Raw genomic sequence first — 18,547 nt, 5'->3', positions numbered from 1 at the left:
CCGCGCCGCCAAATGCACGATTTATGGCGATATGCAGGGGGACTTGCAGGAAACGCGCCAGCTCCACAGCGGGATCAATCGGCCAGCCAGCCGTTCTCCCAGTAACGCAGGTTGTCGCCACGCAACATGTAGTCGCGCAAGACGATCTCACGCAGTTCATCCCCCATGCGGTAGCTGGCATCGGGATCGGACAGGTGCATGCGAATCGCCTGCAGCCACTCATCGGTGGAGTTGCTCTTGACCTTGGTGCACGGCAGGTAGCCGGTATAGGCCTTGGTATCGGTGCAGATCACCGGATAGCCGCAGGCGCCGTACTCCAACAGCCGCAGGTTGCTCTTGCAGTCGTTGAAGATATGGAACTCCAACGGCGCCAGGGCCAGGTCCAGGTTCAGGCTGGCCAGCTTCGCCGGGTACACCTCCAGCCCGATCACCCCATGGAACTCATGCATGTAAGGGCGCAAATCGTCCGGGCACATGCCGAAAAAGACCCAGTCGACCTCCGTCGCCAGCTCGCGCACAACCTCGGCGATCACCGCCAGATCGCCGGAGTGACTGGTACCGCCGCCCCAACCGACACGGGGCTTTTTCGAGGTCCGGCGCTGTCCCTTCAAGCCCGTCCACAGGTGGGTCGCGAGCATATTGGGAACGACCCGGATATCGCTGTGCATGGACGACAGGGCATCGGCCAGCGGCTCGGTCGACACCACGACCCGATCACACAGGCCGATGCCGCGACGAACCAGCGCCTCCATCTCGTCACGGGTCGGCATGTTGCGCACATGGGCGTTTTTCTTGGTCGGCTGGATCACATAGTCATCCAGCTCGTAGACGCGCCGGGCATTCGAGTAAGTCTTCAGCGGCACGCACTCATTGATCGGCCCTTCGGTATAACGCCCCTGCAGCACGATAACGTCAGGAGACTGACGCTCCACTTCGATAATCGACGGCATTTCATACATGACCCGCCCCACCGCCCGCCCCGCGGCCTGCAATTCGATCAGTGGCTGCGTCACCCGGTAATGGCCGATGGCCGAGGCGTTGACCGGAAGCGCCAGGACCTTCGGCAGGTTGCGGACTGAAAACGGGCTCCAGCCGGAAAGCAGACCCGGTTCGAGGCCAAAACTGCTGCCGCCCAGGGTGCGCAGGCTCAGGTTGGGATTGTAGGCCGGATCCCGAGCGATCACGGGCAGCCAACGCAGATAGAACGCCTCCTGCTCAGCCTCGCGCAGGGCTTGCTGGTCCACCTCGAGAACCACGCTTGGGCGGGCCCCCAGGGCCAGTTGCGCATGCGGGGTCCAGACCACCAGATAACCGCCGCGGCCAATCCTCAGACACAAATCGACTTCACCGAGCGTCTGCACAAACTGCGCTTCATCCAGCCCCTGCACGCTGTCGAACACGGTCTTGCGCACCATCAGGCAATCGGCACCGACCGCACTCAGATCGTGGGCGATCTGCAAACGGTGCATATAGCCCGCGGACTGCAGGGACTCGCCATGAAAAGGCAGGCCCGCAGGCCCATGCAATCCCAACACCAGGCCGGCATGTACCACGCGTCCGTCGGCATTGAACAGTTTGGGGCCCACCACGCCGACTTCCGGGCGCTGCGCATGATTGAGCATCTCGTCGAGCCAGAGGCCGTCAGTCACCATCAGGTAGGGGTTGAACAGCAACAGATAGTCGCCCCGGGCTTGCCCGGCAGCGGCGTTGATAACGGCAGCCTGACTCTGGCGGGCAAAGGTCAATACGCGCAAACGATCGCTGCCCATACTGGCCATGGCGCTCAGCCAGGCCAGCGCCTCGGGACTTTCACTGCCGTTGTCCACCAGCAGCAGCTCGTATTGGCGGTAAAGGGTTTTTTCCAATAAGGTTTCGACACAACGCTGTACCGCCGCCAACTGATCCTTGCAGACGATAATGATCGAGACCAGCGGTCGATCCGCGTGCAGATAATCCACACGGTTGAACAGCGCCTGCCCTCTGTCACGCAACTCATGGTCCACGCCGAGACGCCCCAGATGCGCCTCGAGCAGCGGTGCGTTCAGTTCGAGCAACTCGGGCAGCGACATCCACTGGGAAAGCGACAACACGGACTCCACCAGTACCTCGGCGATATGCCCGACGACCTGGGTACCGACTTGCTCGACCAGCCGCCAGAGCAGGTCGTGAGGCGCCAGTTCGCCATGTCGCGAGTCGAAACCACCGAGCGCCAGGAAAGGCTCACGCTTGAAGGCCAGGACACGCCCCACATACGGATAGCTGCGCATCAGGTCCAGGTTGAAGTCGGACTTGAAAACCGGCTCCGCCGGCTCGCCGTCGCGCAAACAGCTCTCGTCACTATAGAAACAGCATTCCTCGCCGGCCTGTACGATGCGATCAGCCAGCACCAGCAGCGCGGGCTCCACCAGGCGATCCCCGGCACGCAACAGATAAAACCAGTCAGCACCGTCAATCTGGGCCAACAGCTCATTGAGTTGCTGCTGCCAGTCCTCTTGCAAAGGCAAGGTAAACACCCGGTCCAACAGCACGGCTTCGCTACAGGCGTCAGACAGTACCAGTGTCAACTCCGCGGGATAGAGCTGCCCGGCCAGACTCTGCAGGGTGCTGTCCAGGCCGGAGAGACCACCCTCCCGATCAATCACCACCGCCACGATCTTCGGCTGCCACGCCCACTCGAGCAGTGCATCGGGCAGCAGTTTGCGCTCGGGCTCCGTCAGGGTCCGACACGCCAGCCACTGGGCATACATTTCGGAAAAACTGTCGCTGGTAACCCCGACGCGCCAGATCTCGGTGGTCTGCTTGGTGCCCAGGGTCCGCAGCAACGCCAGTTCACCCCAGACCCGTGGCGACTCATTGGCACGGGTCAGCGGCAACAAACGGACCCAGCCATGGGCCGGGGCCGACTCGCCACTGCGCGCCTTGAGCATTTGCAGCAGCCACTCACGCTCGGAGAGCACCGCATCAAGCATCGCCTGCTGCCGATTGGGCCGCTCCGGGTAACGACGCTCGACACTCAGGACGTGGTTCAGCATCACCATATTGCCGCGACGCAACAGGCAGATATACAGCGCGAACTCCAGCGAAGCGACAAAACAATGCCCCGGCTGGGTCAAGGCGGGCAACCACTCCAGCACATCCGCGCGACGCAACAGCGCATTGCTGAATCCCCCCAGGATATTGACTGGAAAGGTCTCGAAAATCGCCAGCAGGTCTTCGCCCTTGAAGACCGAACAAGTGGGCGCCAACGTAGCGTTCTCAAGACGAATCGGCAGTTGCAGATCGTCGGCGTCCCAGAACATGCGTTGCGCCAGCACCAGGTTGACGTCGGCCTGCTCGACCAGGACCTGCGCCTGGCGCTCGATACAGGCGCCAAACAGTTGGTCGTCATCATAGAGAAACTTGATGAATTCGCCCTGGGCCAACTCAAGACCCGCGAGCAAATTAGCCACATGCCCGAGCTTGAGCGCGTTACGGACATAACGTACCGGCCGGCCGGCCTCTTCACTCATGGTCTCGACCAGGCGGCCAATTTCGTCATCCTGGCTGTCATCGCACACGATGATTTCGAGATTGCCGTAGCTCTGGCCCAAGGCACTGTGCAGGGCTTTGCCAAAAAAGCGTGGATTGACGGCGGGAATGACGAGACTGACGAGTGGGACTGGGTTCACGACGGGGCTCGCAAGCGGCGCGACTCACCCGATCGGACGAGCCACTGGAACCGCTGAAAAAGGCGGTTGATGGAGGCGCGAGAGCCACGATGGCTCCCGCGCCCGGGTCGAATCAGATCTTGTTGAACAGGCCCAATTGACTGATTTTGCTGAAGGCCAACTGCGCCGCCTGCAACATGGTCTGCTGCAGGGTCAGCTGGGTCATGACCGCCGCCGGGTCGGCGTCGCGAATCGCCCCCTGGCTGGTGGTGTTGGCCAGCACCAGGCTCTGGTTGGTGGCGTCCTGGGCATCCAGGACCTGGCCGCGGGTGCCGATGGCGGTGACCGCACTGCCCGCCTGGTCCATGGCGCTGGTGACGTTGCTGACCCCGGCGTTCATGCTTGCCAGCAGCTTCTGCTGGGCAACCGGATTGCCATCGGCCGGCGTGTTCAACGTACCTATCATCTGGTTCAAGGTATCGAGGATATTCTGGGTCTGGTGATTGTTCGGCTGGACGACAAACTGATCACCGGCCGCCGGCGTACCGCCCAAGGTCAGGCTGACCCCCGCGGCCGTCGCCGTGGAACCGGCCATGGTCCCCGAGGACACCGGCCGGCTGCTGGCCGTGATCGGCGATGCATACAGGTCATAGGCCGTGGCGCTGGTGAACTTGAGGATCGCCCCACTGGCAGGGAAGGTGCTGTCGTAGGCCGCCTGGTTGGTCGTCGTCGCCCCGGTCACCACCGCGGTCGAAGGGTTGCCGGCGCTGCGCGAGGTATTGAAGGTATCCGGCTGCGCCGCCAGGGTGAAGCTATGCCCGGCAATCACGGTATCCGGCACATCACCGGACTTCAGGTTGAGGTTCAGCCCCAGGTCCACGCCTCGGAAGGTGACCGTCTGGTTCGCGCCGTTGCTGTTGCTGATCACGCCGTTCTGGCTGGCTTCGGAAGTGACGTCAGCGCCGCTGGCATCGGTGATCTTGATCTGGGTACTGCTGAGGAAACTGACGGTATACGGCTGACCGCCGGCAAACTGAGCGTTGTAGGTCGCGCTATTGCTGACCTGGCCGTTGGACAGGGTGACGCGACCGTCGTCCACGGCCGGCGAGGTCATGGTGACCTGGGTGCGGGCAGTGTTGATGGACTGCTGGAACGCGTCCCAGCCGGTCACATTGCTGGCCACCGAACTATTGTCGCCAATGGCCAGGTTCAACTGCGACTGATCACCGTTGTAGCTGTAGGTGCCGTCGGAGTTGGCGGTATAGGGCGGAGCGCTGGTCTTCGAACCGCCGAACAGGTAGTTGCCGTTGGCATCCTGGCTGTTCATCAGCCCGAGGACCGTTTGCTGGATCTGTCCCAACTGTTGGGCATAGGCCTTGCGATCGGCATCGGTGTTGGTGCCGCTGATGGCCGACAGCCCGATTTCGCGAGCCGATTGCATGGCGCTCTGAATCGCGGTCAAGGCCGTTTCCGACTGGCTGTAAGAGCCTTTGAGCGAGCTGATATTGCTGGAGTACTGGGTCAGCGCAGCGCTTTGCTGGCCCAGTTGCAACAGCCGCGCGGCCCCTACCGGGTCATCGGCGGCGGTATTGACCTTGACCATGCTGCTGGCCTCGGCACTGGTCTTGAGCGTGTCGTTGTAACCGCGCTGGTAGTTGGCAGCCGTGGTTTCGTAATACTGGGCGGTGGAAATGCGCATGAATCACGACTCCTTAAAGGCTGCTGAGCAGCGTGCTGAAGATGGCCTGGGCGGCTTTGATGATCTGCGACGCGGCCGTGTAGTACTGCTGGTACTTGACCAGGTTGGCGGACTCTTCGTCCAGGTTGACGCCGGACAGGGAGTCGCGCGCGCCCTTGGCGTTGGTCAGGATGGTCGTCGTCGCCGTGTTGTCCGAGGTGGCCTGGGATGCCTTGGTACCGACAGTGGAGACCAAGGTGCCGTAGGCGTCGGAGATGCTGCTGCCGCCGTTCGTGGCGCTCGTGCCCACGGTCTTGCTGTTTTGCAGGGCGACCAGGGCGGTGCTGTTGCGGTTGTCCGAAGAACCGGCGCCGGTCATCGACATGGTAAAGCTTTCACCGGACTTCGGATTACCGCTGACCGTGGTCTGAACGGTGAAGGTCTTCTGCACGCCTGCGCCGTCCAACACCGGATTGCCGCTGGCGTCGACCATGTTGATTTTCAGGTTCAGCGTGTTGGCCTGCCCCGGCACTATGGTACCGGTGCCCATCACGTTGCCCTGGGCATCGGTCAGGGTGTAGCCCTGGGTACCCGCGGTCGCACCGGTACCCGGTGCGCCGAAGACGATCTTGGCCGGCGTGCCGTACTTGATGGCATCCTGCAACTGCGCGTTGTTGGTCGCGTTGGACGTGCCCAACTGGTCGACCAGGGTCGGCTGGGTGTAGGTGCCGCCGTTGTTGGCACTGGTGACACCGGCCAGCGGCGCCGCCGCGGCAATGTTCTGCGCGTTGGTCATCACCGTCTGGATATCACTGGCACCGCTGCGGGTCGGGGTCACCTTGAAGGTGTCGCCGGCACTCATCGCGCCGCCGCCATTGAGGCTCAGGGTGATCCCGTCGATGACCGGGGGTGGCGTGGTCGTGGTGCTGAAGGACCCCATCGCGGTGCCGTCCGAGCGCGTGACGCTGTAGTTGGTCGCGCTGCTGAAGGTGACCTGGTAATCGTTGGTGGTCAGCGCACCGGTGTCGGCGATGGTCACGTTCAGGTTGCCGGAACCGGCGCTGTTGTTCCCATTGGCGATGCTGCGCTGGCTGATCAGGGTGGCGCTGTTGATATCGTTGAAGATCGGCGAACCGAAGTTGCCGTTCTTGTCGATGCCCTGGGCCTGCTGCTTGTTCATCTGGTCGGCCGCGACCATGGCAATGCGCCCCAACGCGTTGATCGACGGGTCGAGCACATCGCTGCGATAGCGCAGCAGACCACCGATCTCGCCACCGGTCACGGTGGAGGTGATATCGACGGTGCTGGTGCCGCGATCCAGTTGCAAGGCCGACTGGCTCGGGTCGTCCTTGCTCGGCACGGCGGACAGGGTGTTGGTGCTGTTGCCCATCACCAGCGGCTGACCGCTGCCGATATAGACGTCATAACTCGAACCGCGCTGGACCACCTGGGTCCCGACCAGCTCGGACAACTGGCGCACCGCCTCGCTGCGCTGGTCCAGCAGGTCGTTCGGGGCACCGGCGGCGGTGGTGACTTTGGAAATCTGATCGTTGTACTGGGCGATGGTGCTCGCCAGCTTGTTCACCTGGCCGGCCATGTCCGACAGGTTGCTGTTGATCCCGGTGTTCTGGGCGCTCAATTGCTGGGAGAGGGAGTTGAGTTTGTCGCTCAACGCCTGGGCGCTGGTCAGCGTCGTCTGGCGGGACGCATCGTCCGTCGGGGTGGTCGACACACTTTGCAGCGAGCTGAAGAACTTCTGCAACGAAGCGGTCATGCCGGTGTTGGTATCCGACAGCATGGAGTCGGTCGGCGTGACCTGGGCCAGGTACGAGGACGAATCGCTGTTGAGCGAGGTCGAGGTTTGCAACTGCGCATCCAGGTAGGCGCTGTAGACCCGACGGACATCCGCCAGGGTCGTGCCGGTACCGATGAACACGTTGCCGTATTGCTGCGAGGCAGAGCTGGTCTGAACGGTTGACTGACGTGAATAGCCGGCCGTATCAACGTTGGAAATGTTGTTGCCGGTGGTGTTCAAAGCCGTCGAGGCCGCGTTCAACCCCGTCATACCAATATTGAGCAAGCTCATGATTCAGACCTTATAAATTCGTGGAAGCGCCCGCCGCAGCGTAGTTCTGGTAGCTCTTCATCTGTTTTGCTATTTGCGAAATCTTGCTGGCGTAGTCCGGGTCAGTGGCATACCCGGCCTTTTGCAACTCGCGTACAAACTGTTCAGGTTTATCGGCCGACTTCAGTACATCTTGATAGCGATTATTACTTTGCAGCATGGTCACCAGATCGTGGAAGCTGTCCTGGTAGGAGGCATAGGAACGGAAGTCCGCCGTCTCCTTGACCATCTGGCCATTTTTGAACTCACTGGTGATGGCGCGGGCCTGCGGCCCTTGCCAACTGCTGCCGGCCTTGATGCCGAACAGGTTGTGACTGCTGCTGCCGTCCTGCTGGCGCATGACCGATTTGCCCCAACCGGTTTCCAGGGCTGCCTGGGCCACCAGGTAACGCGGGTCGACACCAATGCGCCTGGCCGCCTGCTCCGCCATCGGCAGCATGGTGGCGACGAATTCGTCGGGCGAACTGAACGCCTGTTTGGCCGGCGCCAACGGCGGCTGGGCCACGGCGCGACCATAGATCTGCATGCGCGTGCTCGGCACATTGCTCAAGCCGTGGATGGCCTGACCCTGGAGCACGGAATCGCTGGCGGCGCTGTTGCGCGCCGGCACAGCCTGGGCGTTGACCGTGGCCAGGCTGCCGTCGGCCGACGGCACCAGCCCGGCGACCAGGCGATCAGTCAACTTGCTCGGCAACGCCAGGCGGCGCTCGTTGAGCTTGGCCATGTCGTTATGCAGGCTGCCGTCGCTGTTGTGGATCGGGCTGGCGACCCGCGAGGCCCACAACGGCCGCTGGCCATTGGAGCGCGCGAACGGCGAAGCCGCGGTCGCGGCCGTGGTGGTGCCAGCATTGATCGGTGTCGGCACCGGTGCTTCGCTCGCAACCGTACCGGCCGGCGGCCCGACCTTGAGCCCGCCCTGGGAGGGATGCGTCGGTTTGTTCTTGCTCATCTGGCGCACCAGCACATCGGCCAGGCCGATACCGCCACCCTGGCGCGACATGGTCACGGCCAACTGATGGTCGTACATTTCCTGGTACTGCTTGGTCGCCGGGGTATTGAGCGGATTGTCCTGGGCCATTACATCAGTGGCCGCGCGCGCGGACTTGAGCATTTCGCCAACGAACAGCGACTCGAACTCCTGCGCCACCTTGCGAATGTTGGCATCGCTGTCGCGGTTGCCGACCTTCAGGCTGTTCATCCGGTTCAGGTCGCTGTAGGCACCGGAGTCGCCGGTGCTTGCCAACCCGCTCTTGCGCATATCCACCATAGCGACGGCCTCAAATCACGATCAGGTCGGCTTGCAAGGCGCCGGCCTGTTTCAAGGCTTCGAGGATCGCCATCAAGTCGCCTGGCGCCGCACCCACCTGGTTCACCGCACGGACGATCTCGTCCAGGGTGGTCCCCGGGCCAAACTTGAACATCGGCTTGGCTTCCTGCTGGGCGTTGACCCGCGAACGCGGTACCACCGCCGTGGTGCCATTGGACAACGGCCCCGGCTGGCTGACGATCGGGTCTTCGGTAATGGTCACGGTCAGGCTGCCGTGGGTCACCGCGGCCGGCGACACCTTGACATTCTGGCCGATCACGATGGTGCCGGTGCGCGAGTTGATGATGACCTTCGCCACCGCCTGGCCCGGGTCGACCTCGAGGTTTTCCAGCATCGACAGGTAGTCGACCCGCTGGCTCGGATCCAGCGGCGCGGTGACGCGAATCGAGCCGCCGTCGATGGCCTGGGCCACGCCCGGGCCGAGCAGGTCGTTGACCTTGTCGACGATCCGCTTGGCGGTGGTGAAGTCGGAACGGTTGAGGTTCAGGGTCAGGCTGTTGCCCTGGTTGAAACCACTCGGTACCGCGCGCTCCACCGAAGCCCCGCCGGGGATCCGCCCGGCCGACGGAACGTTGACGGTGATCTTCGAACCGTCCGCGCCAGAAGCATCGAAACCGCCCACCACCAGGTTGCCCTGGGCGATGGCGTAGACGTTGCCGTCGATACCCTTGAGTGGCGTCATCAACAGGGTGCCACCGCGCAGACTCTTGGCGTTACCGATGGACGAGACGGTGATATCCACCACCTGCCCCGGCTTGGCGAACGCCGGCAGGTCGGCACTGATCGACACCGCCGCGACGTTCTTCAACTGCACGGTACCGGCGTTGGCCGGCACCTTGATGCCGAACTGCGAGAGCATGTTGTTGAAAGTCTGCAGGGTGAACGGTGTCTGCGTGGTCTGGTCACCCGAACCGTTGAGACCGACTACCAGGCCATAACCAATCAGCTGGTTGGAGCGCACACCGGAAATACTGGCGATGTCCTTCAACCGCTCGGCCTGGGCACCGAGAGCGGTGGACATCAGCAGCACAGCCGCCATCAGATGCTTGAGATTGAACATGGTCGTAGCACCTAGAAAGGCCAGAGCGGGCTGAGGAAGAAGCGGTCGAGCCAACCCGGCTGGCTCGTATCGGCAAAGGCGCCGGTACCCGAGTAGGTGATGCGTGCATCGGCCACGCGAGTGGACGGAACGGTGTTATCGGTGGCGATATCATCCGCCCGGATCATCCCGGCGATGCGCACCAGCTCATTGCCGGTATTGAGGGTCAACCACTTCTCGCCCCGTACGGCGATGATGCCGTTGGGCAGCACGTCAGCCACGGTCACGGTGATCGAGCCGGTCAGGCTGTTGCTCTGCGCGGCCTTGGAGGAACCGTCGGTGGTCTTGGTACCGCCATAGCCGATATTCAGGTTTGCGTTGCCGCTGGTCACCGCCGAGCCGAAGAGCGTGGTCAGGCCAAAGTTGTTGGCATCTTTCTTCGACAGGTCGGAGTTGGCATTTTTGCTCGCCTGGGTGGCTTCATTAAGGGTAATGGTGACAATGTCACCGACCCGGAAAGCCTTGCGGTCGCCATACAGGTTCTGCTCGAAGCCGGCCTGGTAGATCGAACCGTTGTTCGCCGCGGCGGGCAACGGGGTACGCGGCAACACCGGCGCGTAATACGGGTCATTGGGCTTGGGTGGCGGGCTCATGCAGCCGGCCAACAGCGCCATCGCGCTCAACGCGAGCATGGAAAACAACCGATTCATGACCCTATTACCTCACGGTGTTGCAGGCGCCCTTCAGGCCGCCTCATAGACTTGATTACAGGTTCTGTGCAACGTACTGGAGCATCTGGTCGGCGGTGGAAATCACCTTGGAGTTCATCTCGTAGGCACGCTGGGTGGTGATCATGTTGACCATTTCTTCCACGGTGCTGACGTTGGAAGTTTCCAGGGTGCTCTGCTCGGTGGTACCGAAACCGTTGAGACCCGGGGTGCCGACCTGCGGCGCGCCGCTGGCGGCGGTTTCCAGAAACAGGTTGCCGCCCTTGGCCTGCAGGCCGGCCGGGTTGATGAAGTCGGCGGTCTGGATATTGCCGATCACTTGCGAAGTCGGGCTGCCGGCGACGGTGATCGAGACCGTGCCGTCCTGGCCGACGGTGAAGGTCTGGGCGTTGTTCGGGATGATGATCGCCGGCTGCAGGGTGAAACCGTTGGCGGTGACGATCTGCCCGGTGTTGCTCAGGTGGAAGGTACCGTCACGGGTGTAGGCCGTGGTGCCGTCCGGTTGCAGGATCTGGAAGAAACCGCGACCGTTGACGGCCATGTCCAGCGGCTGGTCGGTGGTTTGCAGACTACCGGCGGCGAAGTTCTTCTGGGTGCCGACGATCCGCACACCGGTACCCAGTTGCAGGCCCGACGGCAGTTCGCTGTCCTGGGTCGACTCGGCACCCGGCTGACGCTTGATCTGGTACAGCAGGTCCTGGAACTCGGCGCGATCACGCTTGAAGCCGGTGGTCGAGACGTTGGCCAAGTTGTTGGAAATAGTCGTCAGGTTGGTGTCTTGTGCCGCCAAACCTGTTTTTGCAACCCATAGAGCCGGAAGCATTCTGTTCTCCTTCGCGCGCCTGTTTTACGGCGCTACGTTCTGGTGATTAGCTGTTCTGCAAGACCCGAGCCATAGCCGTGTCATCTTCTTTGGCGGTGTTCATCATCTTGATGTGCAATTCGAACTGCTTGGACAGGGCCAGCACCGAGGTCATTTCCTCCACGGCATTGACGTTGCTGCCCACCAGGAAGCCCGAGACCACCTTGACGTTGGCGTCGACCGGCGCGGTCGTGCCGTCCTTGGTATGCACCACGGCATCCGGCCCCTTGATCATGTTCTTCAGATCCGGGTTGACCAGCTTGATGCGGTCGACTTCCGCCACCACCCGCGGCCCTTCACCCATGGCGCGAATGCTGATGGTGCCGTCCTCGCCCACTTCGATCTTCGACTCGGGTGGCACGGCGATCGGCCCGCCATTGCCCATGACCGGCATGCCGTTGCCGGCACGCAGCACCCCGAGGGCGTCAATATTCATGCTCGCGGTGCGCACGTAACCTTCGCCGCCGTCAGGTGTCTGCACGGCCACCCAGCCGTCACCGGCCACCGCCACGTCGAGATCGCGACCGGTCTCGACCATCGGACCCGAGTCGAAATCCGTGCCCGGGCGCTCGGACATGGCGTAGGCACGTGACGGAAAGCTGTCACCGAACACCGGCATGGAACGAGCCTGTTCCAGGTCACGTTGAAAACCGTTGGTCGAGAGGTTCGCCAGATTGTTGGCATGGGCCTTTTGCGCCAGAGCATTCTGGGCCGCACCGGTCATTGCCACGTAAAGGTACTTGTCCACAGTCTTTCCTCTTCCTGACGGGCGTTTGCCGCCACCGCTGTACTGCGAGAGGCGCAAGCAATTTCCGAACCAACTTTTTTCTTGACGCAGGACAAGCCCTCGTGACGGGGCTTGAGTACCTTTGGCTGGCTTTCAAGGTCTTGAGGGCAGACGAAAAAACGGCGCGGTTATGCCGCTGGCGGCAAGTATCGGTCGTTTCCCCTCGTGCGGTGGGCGCCAGAAAACCACCCTGGAATAGACCTTGCAAGCCAACCCGGCAGACGGCAACCAACGTCAAGTTTGCCCCGTGACTGCCGACATTCAGAATTAGCCACAGTATTCAGGAGGGCTGACGTGAACCTGTACATCAACCAACTACAGAAAAAAGCTGACTTCAAGGAAGAGATCTATTCAGGCGCCATCTTCCTGGACACCCAGTTGGCGACCGCCAAGGAGCTCTGTGGTTTTGCCAAGGAAAGCATCACCCTGGCCTTTGACGGCGAGACCGATCACCAGTCCCTGCACACGATGATGCCGGTCGAGGAATTCGTCAGCCGGGTGACCCGCCTCAAGGGCCAGTTCACCAACAGCCAGCGCGTCAAGGACCTGATCCTGGCGTTCATCCATGAAGTCGGCATCGACCCGCGCGAGTACATCTTCGATGTGCCGCGCCTGCGCGTCGTGCCCAACTACAACTACCTGCACGCCGGCGTCAGCTACGCCTACAAGCCCCATCGCGACACCTGGTACGGCAGCGTCGATTGCCAGATCAACACCTGGATGCCGGTCTACACCATCGCCCCGAACCAGACCATGATGATCAACGCCGGCTACTTCGAAAAGCCGGTGCTCAATACCTCGAAGGACTGGAGCCTCAACGACTGGATCAACAACCAGCGGCACAAGGCCAAGGAAAACCTGACCGAGGAAGTGCGCGTGCACCCGGTGCCGCTGGCCGACATCGATACGTCGTCGGAAGTCCGCATTGCCGGCAACACCGGTGAGATGCTGATCTTCTCCGGTTCACATTTGCATGGCACCGTACCCAATTACACCGAACAGACCCGCTTCAGCGTGGACTTCCGCCTGATGCACCTGGACGACCTGCAACACAAGCGCGGCGCCCCCAACGTCGACAGCGCCTGCCCGGATGTCGGGGCCGGCTTCAAAGACTACTTCCACGCCCACGACTTCTCGAATTTCCAAGGAATCTATCAATGACCAAGCGCCGCATTACGCCTGCCGAGGCTCAATACAACGAAACCCGTGCCGGCGTGCTCAAGCGGGTCGATGCCGAATACGTGGCCGACGCGCCGTTCGTGTTCGCCAACCGCATCAACGTGACCGCCGCCCTGTCGCGCATGGAGCTGTTCAAGAAGGTCATGGACGTGCCGGGCGCGATCATCGAATGCGGCGTGTACAAGGGCAACTCGCTGATGCTCTACATGCACCTGTCGATGATCCTCGAGCCGTACGCGATCAACCGTTCGATCGTCGGCTTCGACACCTTCGAAGGCTTCACCAGCATCAACAAGGATGAAGACCCGGCCGACATCAACGAGAACATGTTCTCCGACACCGACCAGTCGCTGATCCAGGACATGATCGATGCCAACGACCTGCTGCGTCCGGTCAACCGCATCCCGCGCTGCGAACTGGTCAAGGGCGATATCTGCAAGACCGTGCCGGAATTCGTCAAGTCCCGTCCGGACCTGGTGGTGGCCATGCTGATCCTCGATACCGACCTCTACGAACCGACCAAGGTCGCCCTGGAAACCTTCCTGCCGTACATGCCCAAAGGCGCCATCGTGGTGCTCGACGAGGTTGCCTATCGCAACTTCCCGGGTGAAACCAAGGCCCTGCGCGAAGTCTTCGACATGAACAAGATCGAGCTCAAGCGCCTGCCGTTCGACTCGTGCGTGGGTTACTTCCACATCTGATCGAGCCAGGGGCGGGAGGCCTGGTTACTGCCCGCCCTTGACGACCTCATATTCCTTCAGCTTGTTGGCAATGGTGGTATGGGAAACCCCCAGCCGCTTGCCCAGCAAGCGACTGCTCGGATGCTCCGAGTACAGACGCTCCAGCACCGCCCGCTCGAACCGCCCGACAATCTCGTCCAACCCGCCCTCCAGGGAAAAATCCCCCAGGGGTTGGCGCACGCCATAGTCCGGCAACCGGATATGCTCGGCCTTGACCACCCCGCCCTCGCAGAGGGAAACCGCCTGGAACAGCACGTTCTCCAACTGCCGGACATTGCCCGGCCAGTGATAGTGCGCAAGACGATCCATCGCCGCCGGCGCCAGCTTCGGCAAGGGGCAACCGATCTGCCGACTGGCCTGGTCGAGAAAATGCTCCACCAACGGGGTCAGCCCGTCCAGGCACTCACGCAGGGGCGGGATATGCAGGGACAACACGTTGAGACGGTGATAGAGGTCCTGGCGAAACTCACCCCGCGAACACAGCTCCGAGAGGTCGACCTGGGTCGCGCAGATCACCCGCACATCCAGGTACACCTCCTCGTCGCTGCCGACCCGACGGAACCCGCCATCCTGGAGAAAGCGCAATAACTTGACCTGCAGGCGCGGACTCATCTCCCCCACCCCGTCGAGGAACAAGGTGCCGCCGGCGGTCAGTTCCAGCAGCCCGAGCTTGCCCTCGGCACGTGCGCCCTCGAACGCGCCGGGGCCGTAGCCGAACAGCTCGGTTTCAGCCATGGACTCCGGCAAGCCGGCGCAGTTGAGGGCCATCAACGGCGCCTGTCCGCGCGGGCTGGCCAGGTGGCAGGCCCGCGCCAGCAATTCCTTGCCGGTCCCGGTCTCGCCTTCGATCAGCAGCGGTGCATCCAGCGGTGCCATGCGCCGGGCCTCGCGAACCACCGCGGCCATGACTTTCGAGCTCTGGAAAATACTGTCAAAGCCGCGCAACTCCTGCTTGCGCACGTTGTAGATGCGCTCGCCGACCTGGTCGGCGCGATGCAAGGTCAGCACCGCGCCGGCCATCGCCTCGCTGTCATCGTGTTCCGACTGCAACGGCGCGATATCCGCCAGGAAAACGTCGCCCTTGATCTTGACCCGCAGGCCATTGATCCGCGACTGGTTGGCGCGCACCAGTTCCGGCAGGTCGAAATCCGGCGCATAACGCGCCAGCGGGATGCCCGGCACCTCGTCAACCCTGACCCCGAGCAACTGCGCCGCCGCGCGGTTGGCCGCGACAATCGAGCCGCCCATGTCGATGGACAGCACCGGAAACTCCAACGCCCCGAGCAAGGCGTTGAGCTCCATATGCCGACGCTCGCTGGGCATCAGGCCGACGCGTTTGACGCCAAACACCCCGGCGATGGTTTCGAACTTCGGCCGTAGGGCCTGGAACTGCAGGTTGATCAGATTCGGGCAGTGCAGGTAGATGGCATTGCCCTGATCACCGCCGACTTCGCCACGGGCGACGTTGATGCCGTAGTCCACCAGCAGATTGAGAATGTCGCGAAGAATGCCGATGCGGTTCTGGCAGTGCACTTTGATACGCATGGAAAGGCTCGAAAAGGGTGATAGCCGGGCCCCATGGGCCCCTGCGGAGCGGGCACTTTTTTCAGTACGCCGCAGTTAGTCGTAAAGATTATGTGACGAAAACCCGCTTGATCGCCACGTCAAAACGCCTTACGCATCAGCAAAACGCCATTTCGTAACGATTTCTTTACGAAATATCGGCATGCATCCTACCCCTTCGCGCTTTGCCCTGGATGCGCACACCCCCTCAACGGGTTAACACTAAGCCCATCGCAGCACATAACAAGAACGAATCCCCCAGCAGGAGAGCGGTATGAAGCAGACGCACTACGTGGCTCGCGAGCCCGATGCGCAAGGTTTTATCGACTACCCGGCCGCCGAGCATGCCGTGTGGAACACCCTGATCACTCGTCAACTGAAAGTGATCGAAGGCCGCGCGTGCCAGGAATACCTGGACGGCATCGAAAAACTGGCCCTGCCCCACGACCGGATTCCGCAACTCGGCGAAATCAACCAGGTCCTCGGCGCCACCACCGGCTGGCAAGTCGCCCGGGTGCCGGCGCTGATTCCGTTCCAGACTTTTTTCGAACTGCTGGCCAACAAGCAGTTTCCGGTGGCGACCTTCATTCGCACCGAAGAAGAGCTCGACTACCTGCAAGAGCCGGACATTTTCCACGAGATCTTTGGCCACTGCCCGCTGCTGACCAACCCCTGGTTCGCCGAATTCACCCACACCTACGGCAAGCTCGGCCTGCAAGCCAGCAAGGAGCAACGGGTGTACCTGGCGCGCCTGTACTGGATGACCATCGAATTCGGCCTGGTGGACACCCCGCAAGGTCGGCGCATTTATGGCGGCGGCATTCTCTCCTCGCCGAAGGAGAGCGTGTACAGCCTGTCCAACCAGCCCGAGCATCAGCCCTTCGATCCGCTGGAAGCCATGCGCACGCCGTATCGCATCGACATCCTGCAACCGCTGTACTTTGTCCTGCCGAACCTCAAGCGCTTGTTCGACCTGGCCCACGAAGACATCATGGGCATGGTCGAGCGCGGCATGCAGTTGGGTCTGCACGCCCCGAAATTCCCGCCCAAGGCCGCCTGATCCGCGACATTGAGCGCTACGTGCGTCTTTCTCGAACCGACGTTTTCGAATAGCGTATTCGAACGGCGTCCTTGAATAAAAAAACGATTTCAGGAATCCATCATGAACACCTTGAACCAAGCCCACTGCGAAGCCTGCCGCGCCGATGCCCCCCAGGTCAGCGACGAAGAACTGCCGCTGCTGATCAAACAGATTCCGGACTGGAACATCGAAGTGCGGGACGGCATCATGCAGCTGGAGAAGGTCTTCCTGTTCAAGAACTTCAAGTTCGCCCTGGCCTTCACCAATGCCGTCGGCGAGATTTCCGAAGCCGAAGGCCATCACCCGGGTCTGCTGACCGAGTGGGGCAAAGTCACCGTCACCTGGTGGAGCCATTCGATCAAGGGCCTGCACCGTAACGATTTCATCATGGCGGCACGCACCGACGAGGTCAGCCACGCCGCCGAGGGCCGTAAATAATGCATTTCGACGCCATCGCGCGTGTACCCGGCGACCCGATCCTCGGGTTGCTGGAGGCTTATGCCCAGGACCCCAATCCTCGCAAGTTCGACCTGGGCGTAGGCGTCTACAAGGATGCCCAGGGCCTGACCCCGATCCTGCGGTCGGTCAAGCTGGCTGAACAACGGCTGGTGGACGAGCAGCGGACCAAGTCCTATATCGGTGGCCACGGCGACCTGCGCTTTGGCAGCCTGCTCAACGAGCTGGTGATGGGTGCGGACTCGCCGCTGATCGCCGCCCAACGTGTCGGCGCGACCCAGACCCCGGGCGGCACCGGCGCCTTGCGCCTGAGTGCCGACTTTATCGCCCACTGCCTGCCGGGTCGCGGCATCTGGCTCAGCGATCCGACCTGGCCGATCCACGAGACCATCTTCGCCGCCGCCGGCTTGAAGATCAGTCACTACCCTTATGTCGACAGCGATAACCGCCTGGATGTCGAAGGCATGCTCGCCGCCCTGGAACAGGTGCCGCAGGGTGACGTGGTGCTGCTGCACGCCTGCTGTCACAATCCGACCGGTTTCGACCTGTCCCACGACGACTGGTACAAGGTGCTGGACATCGTCCGTCGCCGCGAACTGCTGCCGCTGATCGACTTCGCCTACCAGGGCTTTGGCGATGGCGTGGAGCAGGATGCCTGGGCCGCGCGGTTGTTCGCCCGGGAATTGCCGGAAGTGCTGATCACCAGTTCCTGCTCGAAGAATTTCGGCCTGTACCGCGAGCGCACCGGCGCACTGATCGTCTGCACCGGCGATGCTGAAAAACTGCTGGATGTGCGCAGTCAACTGGCGGCGGTGGCCCGTAACCTGTGGTCGAACCCACCGGATCATGGCGCGGCGGTGGTCACCACCATTCTTGGCGACCCCGAGCTGAAAAGCCTGTGGGCCGATGAAGTGGAAGCCATGCGTTTGCGTATTGCGCAACTGCGCAGCGGCCTGGTGGAAGCCCTGCAGCCCCATGGCCTGGCCGAGCGCTTCGCGCATATTGGCGTACAGCGCGGCATGTTCTCCTACACCGGTTTGTCACCGGCCCAGGTCAAACGCCTGCGCGACGAGCACAGCGTGTATATGGTCAGCTCCGGCCGGGCCAACGTGGCAGGTATCGACGCGACGCGCCTGGATGCGCTGGCGCAGGCGATTGCCGCGGTCTGCAAGGACTGACACAACGACACGTGCTGGCTGGACATGGTCCTGTAGGAGCCGGCTTGCTGGCGATGAACGATAACGCGGTCTGTCTGAGACACCGCAGCGTCTGCATCGCCAGCAAGCCGTCTTGTGTCTGGCGTCAGGATTAGACTGGTGGTGAGAGCGGTGAGTG

14 protein-coding genes are annotated in these 18,547 nt (G+C 62.1%); 5 read left to right on the top strand and 9 right to left on the bottom strand.

Annotated elements, in window-relative coordinates; all coding sequences use genetic code 11:
• Positions 1-74: 74 nt before the first annotated feature.
• The 8 genes from M5B42_RS00070 to M5B42_RS00035 form a co-directional block, all read right to left on the bottom strand.
• The gene (locus M5B42_RS00070; RefSeq protein ID WP_248744690.1) at positions 75-3,668 is read right to left on the bottom strand and encodes a glycosyltransferase; all 3,594 of its coding nucleotides are present in this window, start codon (positions 3,666-3,668) and stop codon (positions 75-77) included.
• Between the two features lie 112 nt (positions 3,669-3,780).
• Entirely contained in the window at positions 3,781-5,346 is a 1,566-nt protein-coding gene (locus M5B42_RS00065; RefSeq protein WP_103495986.1) for a flagellar hook-associated protein 3, read from the bottom strand.
• 13 nt (positions 5,347-5,359) lie between these two features.
• Positions 5,360-7,411, bottom strand: coding sequence for a flagellar hook-associated protein FlgK (gene flgK, locus M5B42_RS00060; RefSeq protein WP_103495987.1), 2,052 nt, complete (start codon positions 7,409-7,411; stop codon positions 5,360-5,362).
• Positions 7,412-7,421: 10 nt separating this feature from the next.
• Positions 7,422-8,717 carry a flagellar assembly peptidoglycan hydrolase FlgJ gene (gene flgJ / locus M5B42_RS00055; protein ID WP_248744689.1) on the bottom strand — a complete coding sequence of 432 codons (1,296 nt, stop codon included), beginning with the start codon at positions 8,715-8,717 and terminating at the stop codon, positions 7,422-7,424.
• Positions 8,718-8,727: 10 nt separating this feature from the next.
• Positions 8,728-9,837, bottom strand: coding sequence for a flagellar basal body P-ring protein FlgI (locus M5B42_RS00050; protein WP_152738450.1), 1,110 nt, complete (start codon positions 9,835-9,837; stop codon positions 8,728-8,730).
• An 11-nt stretch (positions 9,838-9,848) separates the two neighbouring features.
• Positions 9,849-10,526 (bottom strand): flagellar basal body L-ring protein FlgH, encoded by a 678-nt coding sequence (gene flgH, locus M5B42_RS00045; RefSeq protein ID WP_177100080.1) that lies wholly within the window; start codon positions 10,524-10,526, stop codon positions 9,849-9,851.
• Positions 10,527-10,581: 55 nt separating this feature from the next.
• The gene (gene flgG / locus M5B42_RS00040) at positions 10,582-11,367 is read right to left on the bottom strand and encodes a flagellar basal-body rod protein FlgG (protein ID WP_152738447.1); all 786 of its coding nucleotides are present in this window, start codon (positions 11,365-11,367) and stop codon (positions 10,582-10,584) included.
• Between the two features lie 46 nt (positions 11,368-11,413).
• On the bottom strand, positions 11,414-12,154 hold the full coding sequence (locus tag M5B42_RS00035; protein ID WP_177100078.1) for a flagellar basal body rod protein FlgF: 741 nt from the start codon (positions 12,152-12,154) through the stop codon (positions 11,414-11,416).
• A gap of 333 nt (positions 12,155-12,487) precedes the next feature.
• Between M5B42_RS00035 and M5B42_RS00030 the strand changes: the two genes are divergently transcribed.
• A complete protein-coding gene (locus M5B42_RS00030; RefSeq protein WP_103496529.1) occupies positions 12,488-13,354 on the top strand; it encodes a hypothetical protein in 867 nt (288 codons plus the stop codon).
• A complete protein-coding gene (locus M5B42_RS00025; protein ID WP_100938982.1) occupies positions 13,351-14,073 on the top strand; it encodes a TylF/MycF/NovP-related O-methyltransferase in 723 nt (240 codons plus the stop codon). The genes M5B42_RS00030 and M5B42_RS00025 overlap by 4 nt, the downstream gene beginning before the upstream one ends.
• 24 nt (positions 14,074-14,097) lie before the next feature.
• Here the strand turns inward: M5B42_RS00025 and M5B42_RS00020 are convergent, their stop codons facing one another.
• Positions 14,098-15,657: a sigma-54-dependent transcriptional regulator gene (locus tag M5B42_RS00020; protein ID WP_103496528.1), complete on the bottom strand. Its 1,560-nt coding sequence runs from the start codon at positions 15,655-15,657 to the stop codon at positions 14,098-14,100.
• Positions 15,658-15,949: 292 nt separating this feature from the next.
• On the opposite strand from M5B42_RS00020, the gene phhA reads away from it, so the two are divergent.
• From phhA to M5B42_RS00005, 3 genes are all read left to right on the top strand, one after another.
• Positions 15,950-16,735 carry a phenylalanine 4-monooxygenase gene (gene phhA / locus M5B42_RS00015; RefSeq protein ID WP_248744688.1) on the top strand — a complete coding sequence of 262 codons (786 nt, stop codon included), beginning with the start codon at positions 15,950-15,952 and terminating at the stop codon, positions 16,733-16,735.
• A gap of 102 nt (positions 16,736-16,837) precedes the next feature.
• Positions 16,838-17,194 carry a 4a-hydroxytetrahydrobiopterin dehydratase gene (locus M5B42_RS00010; RefSeq protein WP_100938979.1) on the top strand — a complete coding sequence of 119 codons (357 nt, stop codon included), beginning with the start codon at positions 16,838-16,840 and terminating at the stop codon, positions 17,192-17,194.
• Positions 17,191-18,390: an amino acid aminotransferase gene (locus tag M5B42_RS00005; protein WP_248744995.1), complete on the top strand. Its 1,200-nt coding sequence runs from the start codon at positions 17,191-17,193 to the stop codon at positions 18,388-18,390. Before M5B42_RS00010 ends, M5B42_RS00005 begins: the two co-directional genes overlap by 4 nt.
• Positions 18,391-18,547 lie beyond the last annotated feature (157 nt).

The organism is Pseudomonas sp. MWU12-2037 (genome assembly GCF_023242345.1).
Classification (GTDB): Bacteria; Pseudomonadota; Gammaproteobacteria; order Pseudomonadales; family Pseudomonadaceae; genus Aquipseudomonas; species Aquipseudomonas gingeri_D.
This window is presented reverse-complemented; position numbering and strand designations above follow the sequence as displayed.

Coding starts and splice junctions, on each gene's coding strand:
- M5B42_RS00065 (WP_103495986.1), bottom strand. CDS start 5,346: ATGCGCATTTCCACCGCCCAGTATTACGAAACCACGGCTGCCAACTAC.
- flgG (WP_152738447.1), bottom strand. CDS start 11,367: ATGCTTCCGGCTCTATGGGTTGCAAAAACAGGTTTGGCGGCACAAGAC.
- flgH (WP_177100080.1), bottom strand. CDS start 10,526: ATGAATCGGTTGTTTTCCATGCTCGCGTTGAGCGCGATGGCGCTGTTG.
- M5B42_RS00010 (WP_100938979.1), top strand. CDS start 16,838: ATGAACACCTTGAACCAAGCCCACTGCGAAGCCTGCCGCGCCGATGCC.
- flgJ (WP_248744689.1), bottom strand. CDS start 8,717: ATGGTGGATATGCGCAAGAGCGGGTTGGCAAGCACCGGCGACTCCGGT.
- flgK (WP_103495987.1), bottom strand. CDS start 7,411: ATGAGCTTGCTCAATATTGGTATGACGGGGTTGAACGCGGCCTCGACG.
- M5B42_RS00050 (WP_152738450.1), bottom strand. CDS start 9,837: ATGTTCAATCTCAAGCATCTGATGGCGGCTGTGCTGCTGATGTCCACC.
- M5B42_RS00020 (WP_103496528.1), bottom strand. CDS start 15,657: ATGCGTATCAAAGTGCACTGCCAGAACCGCATCGGCATTCTTCGCGAC.
- M5B42_RS00025 (WP_100938982.1), top strand. CDS start 13,351: ATGACCAAGCGCCGCATTACGCCTGCCGAGGCTCAATACAACGAAACC.
- phhA (WP_248744688.1), top strand. CDS start 15,950: ATGAAGCAGACGCACTACGTGGCTCGCGAGCCCGATGCGCAAGGTTTT.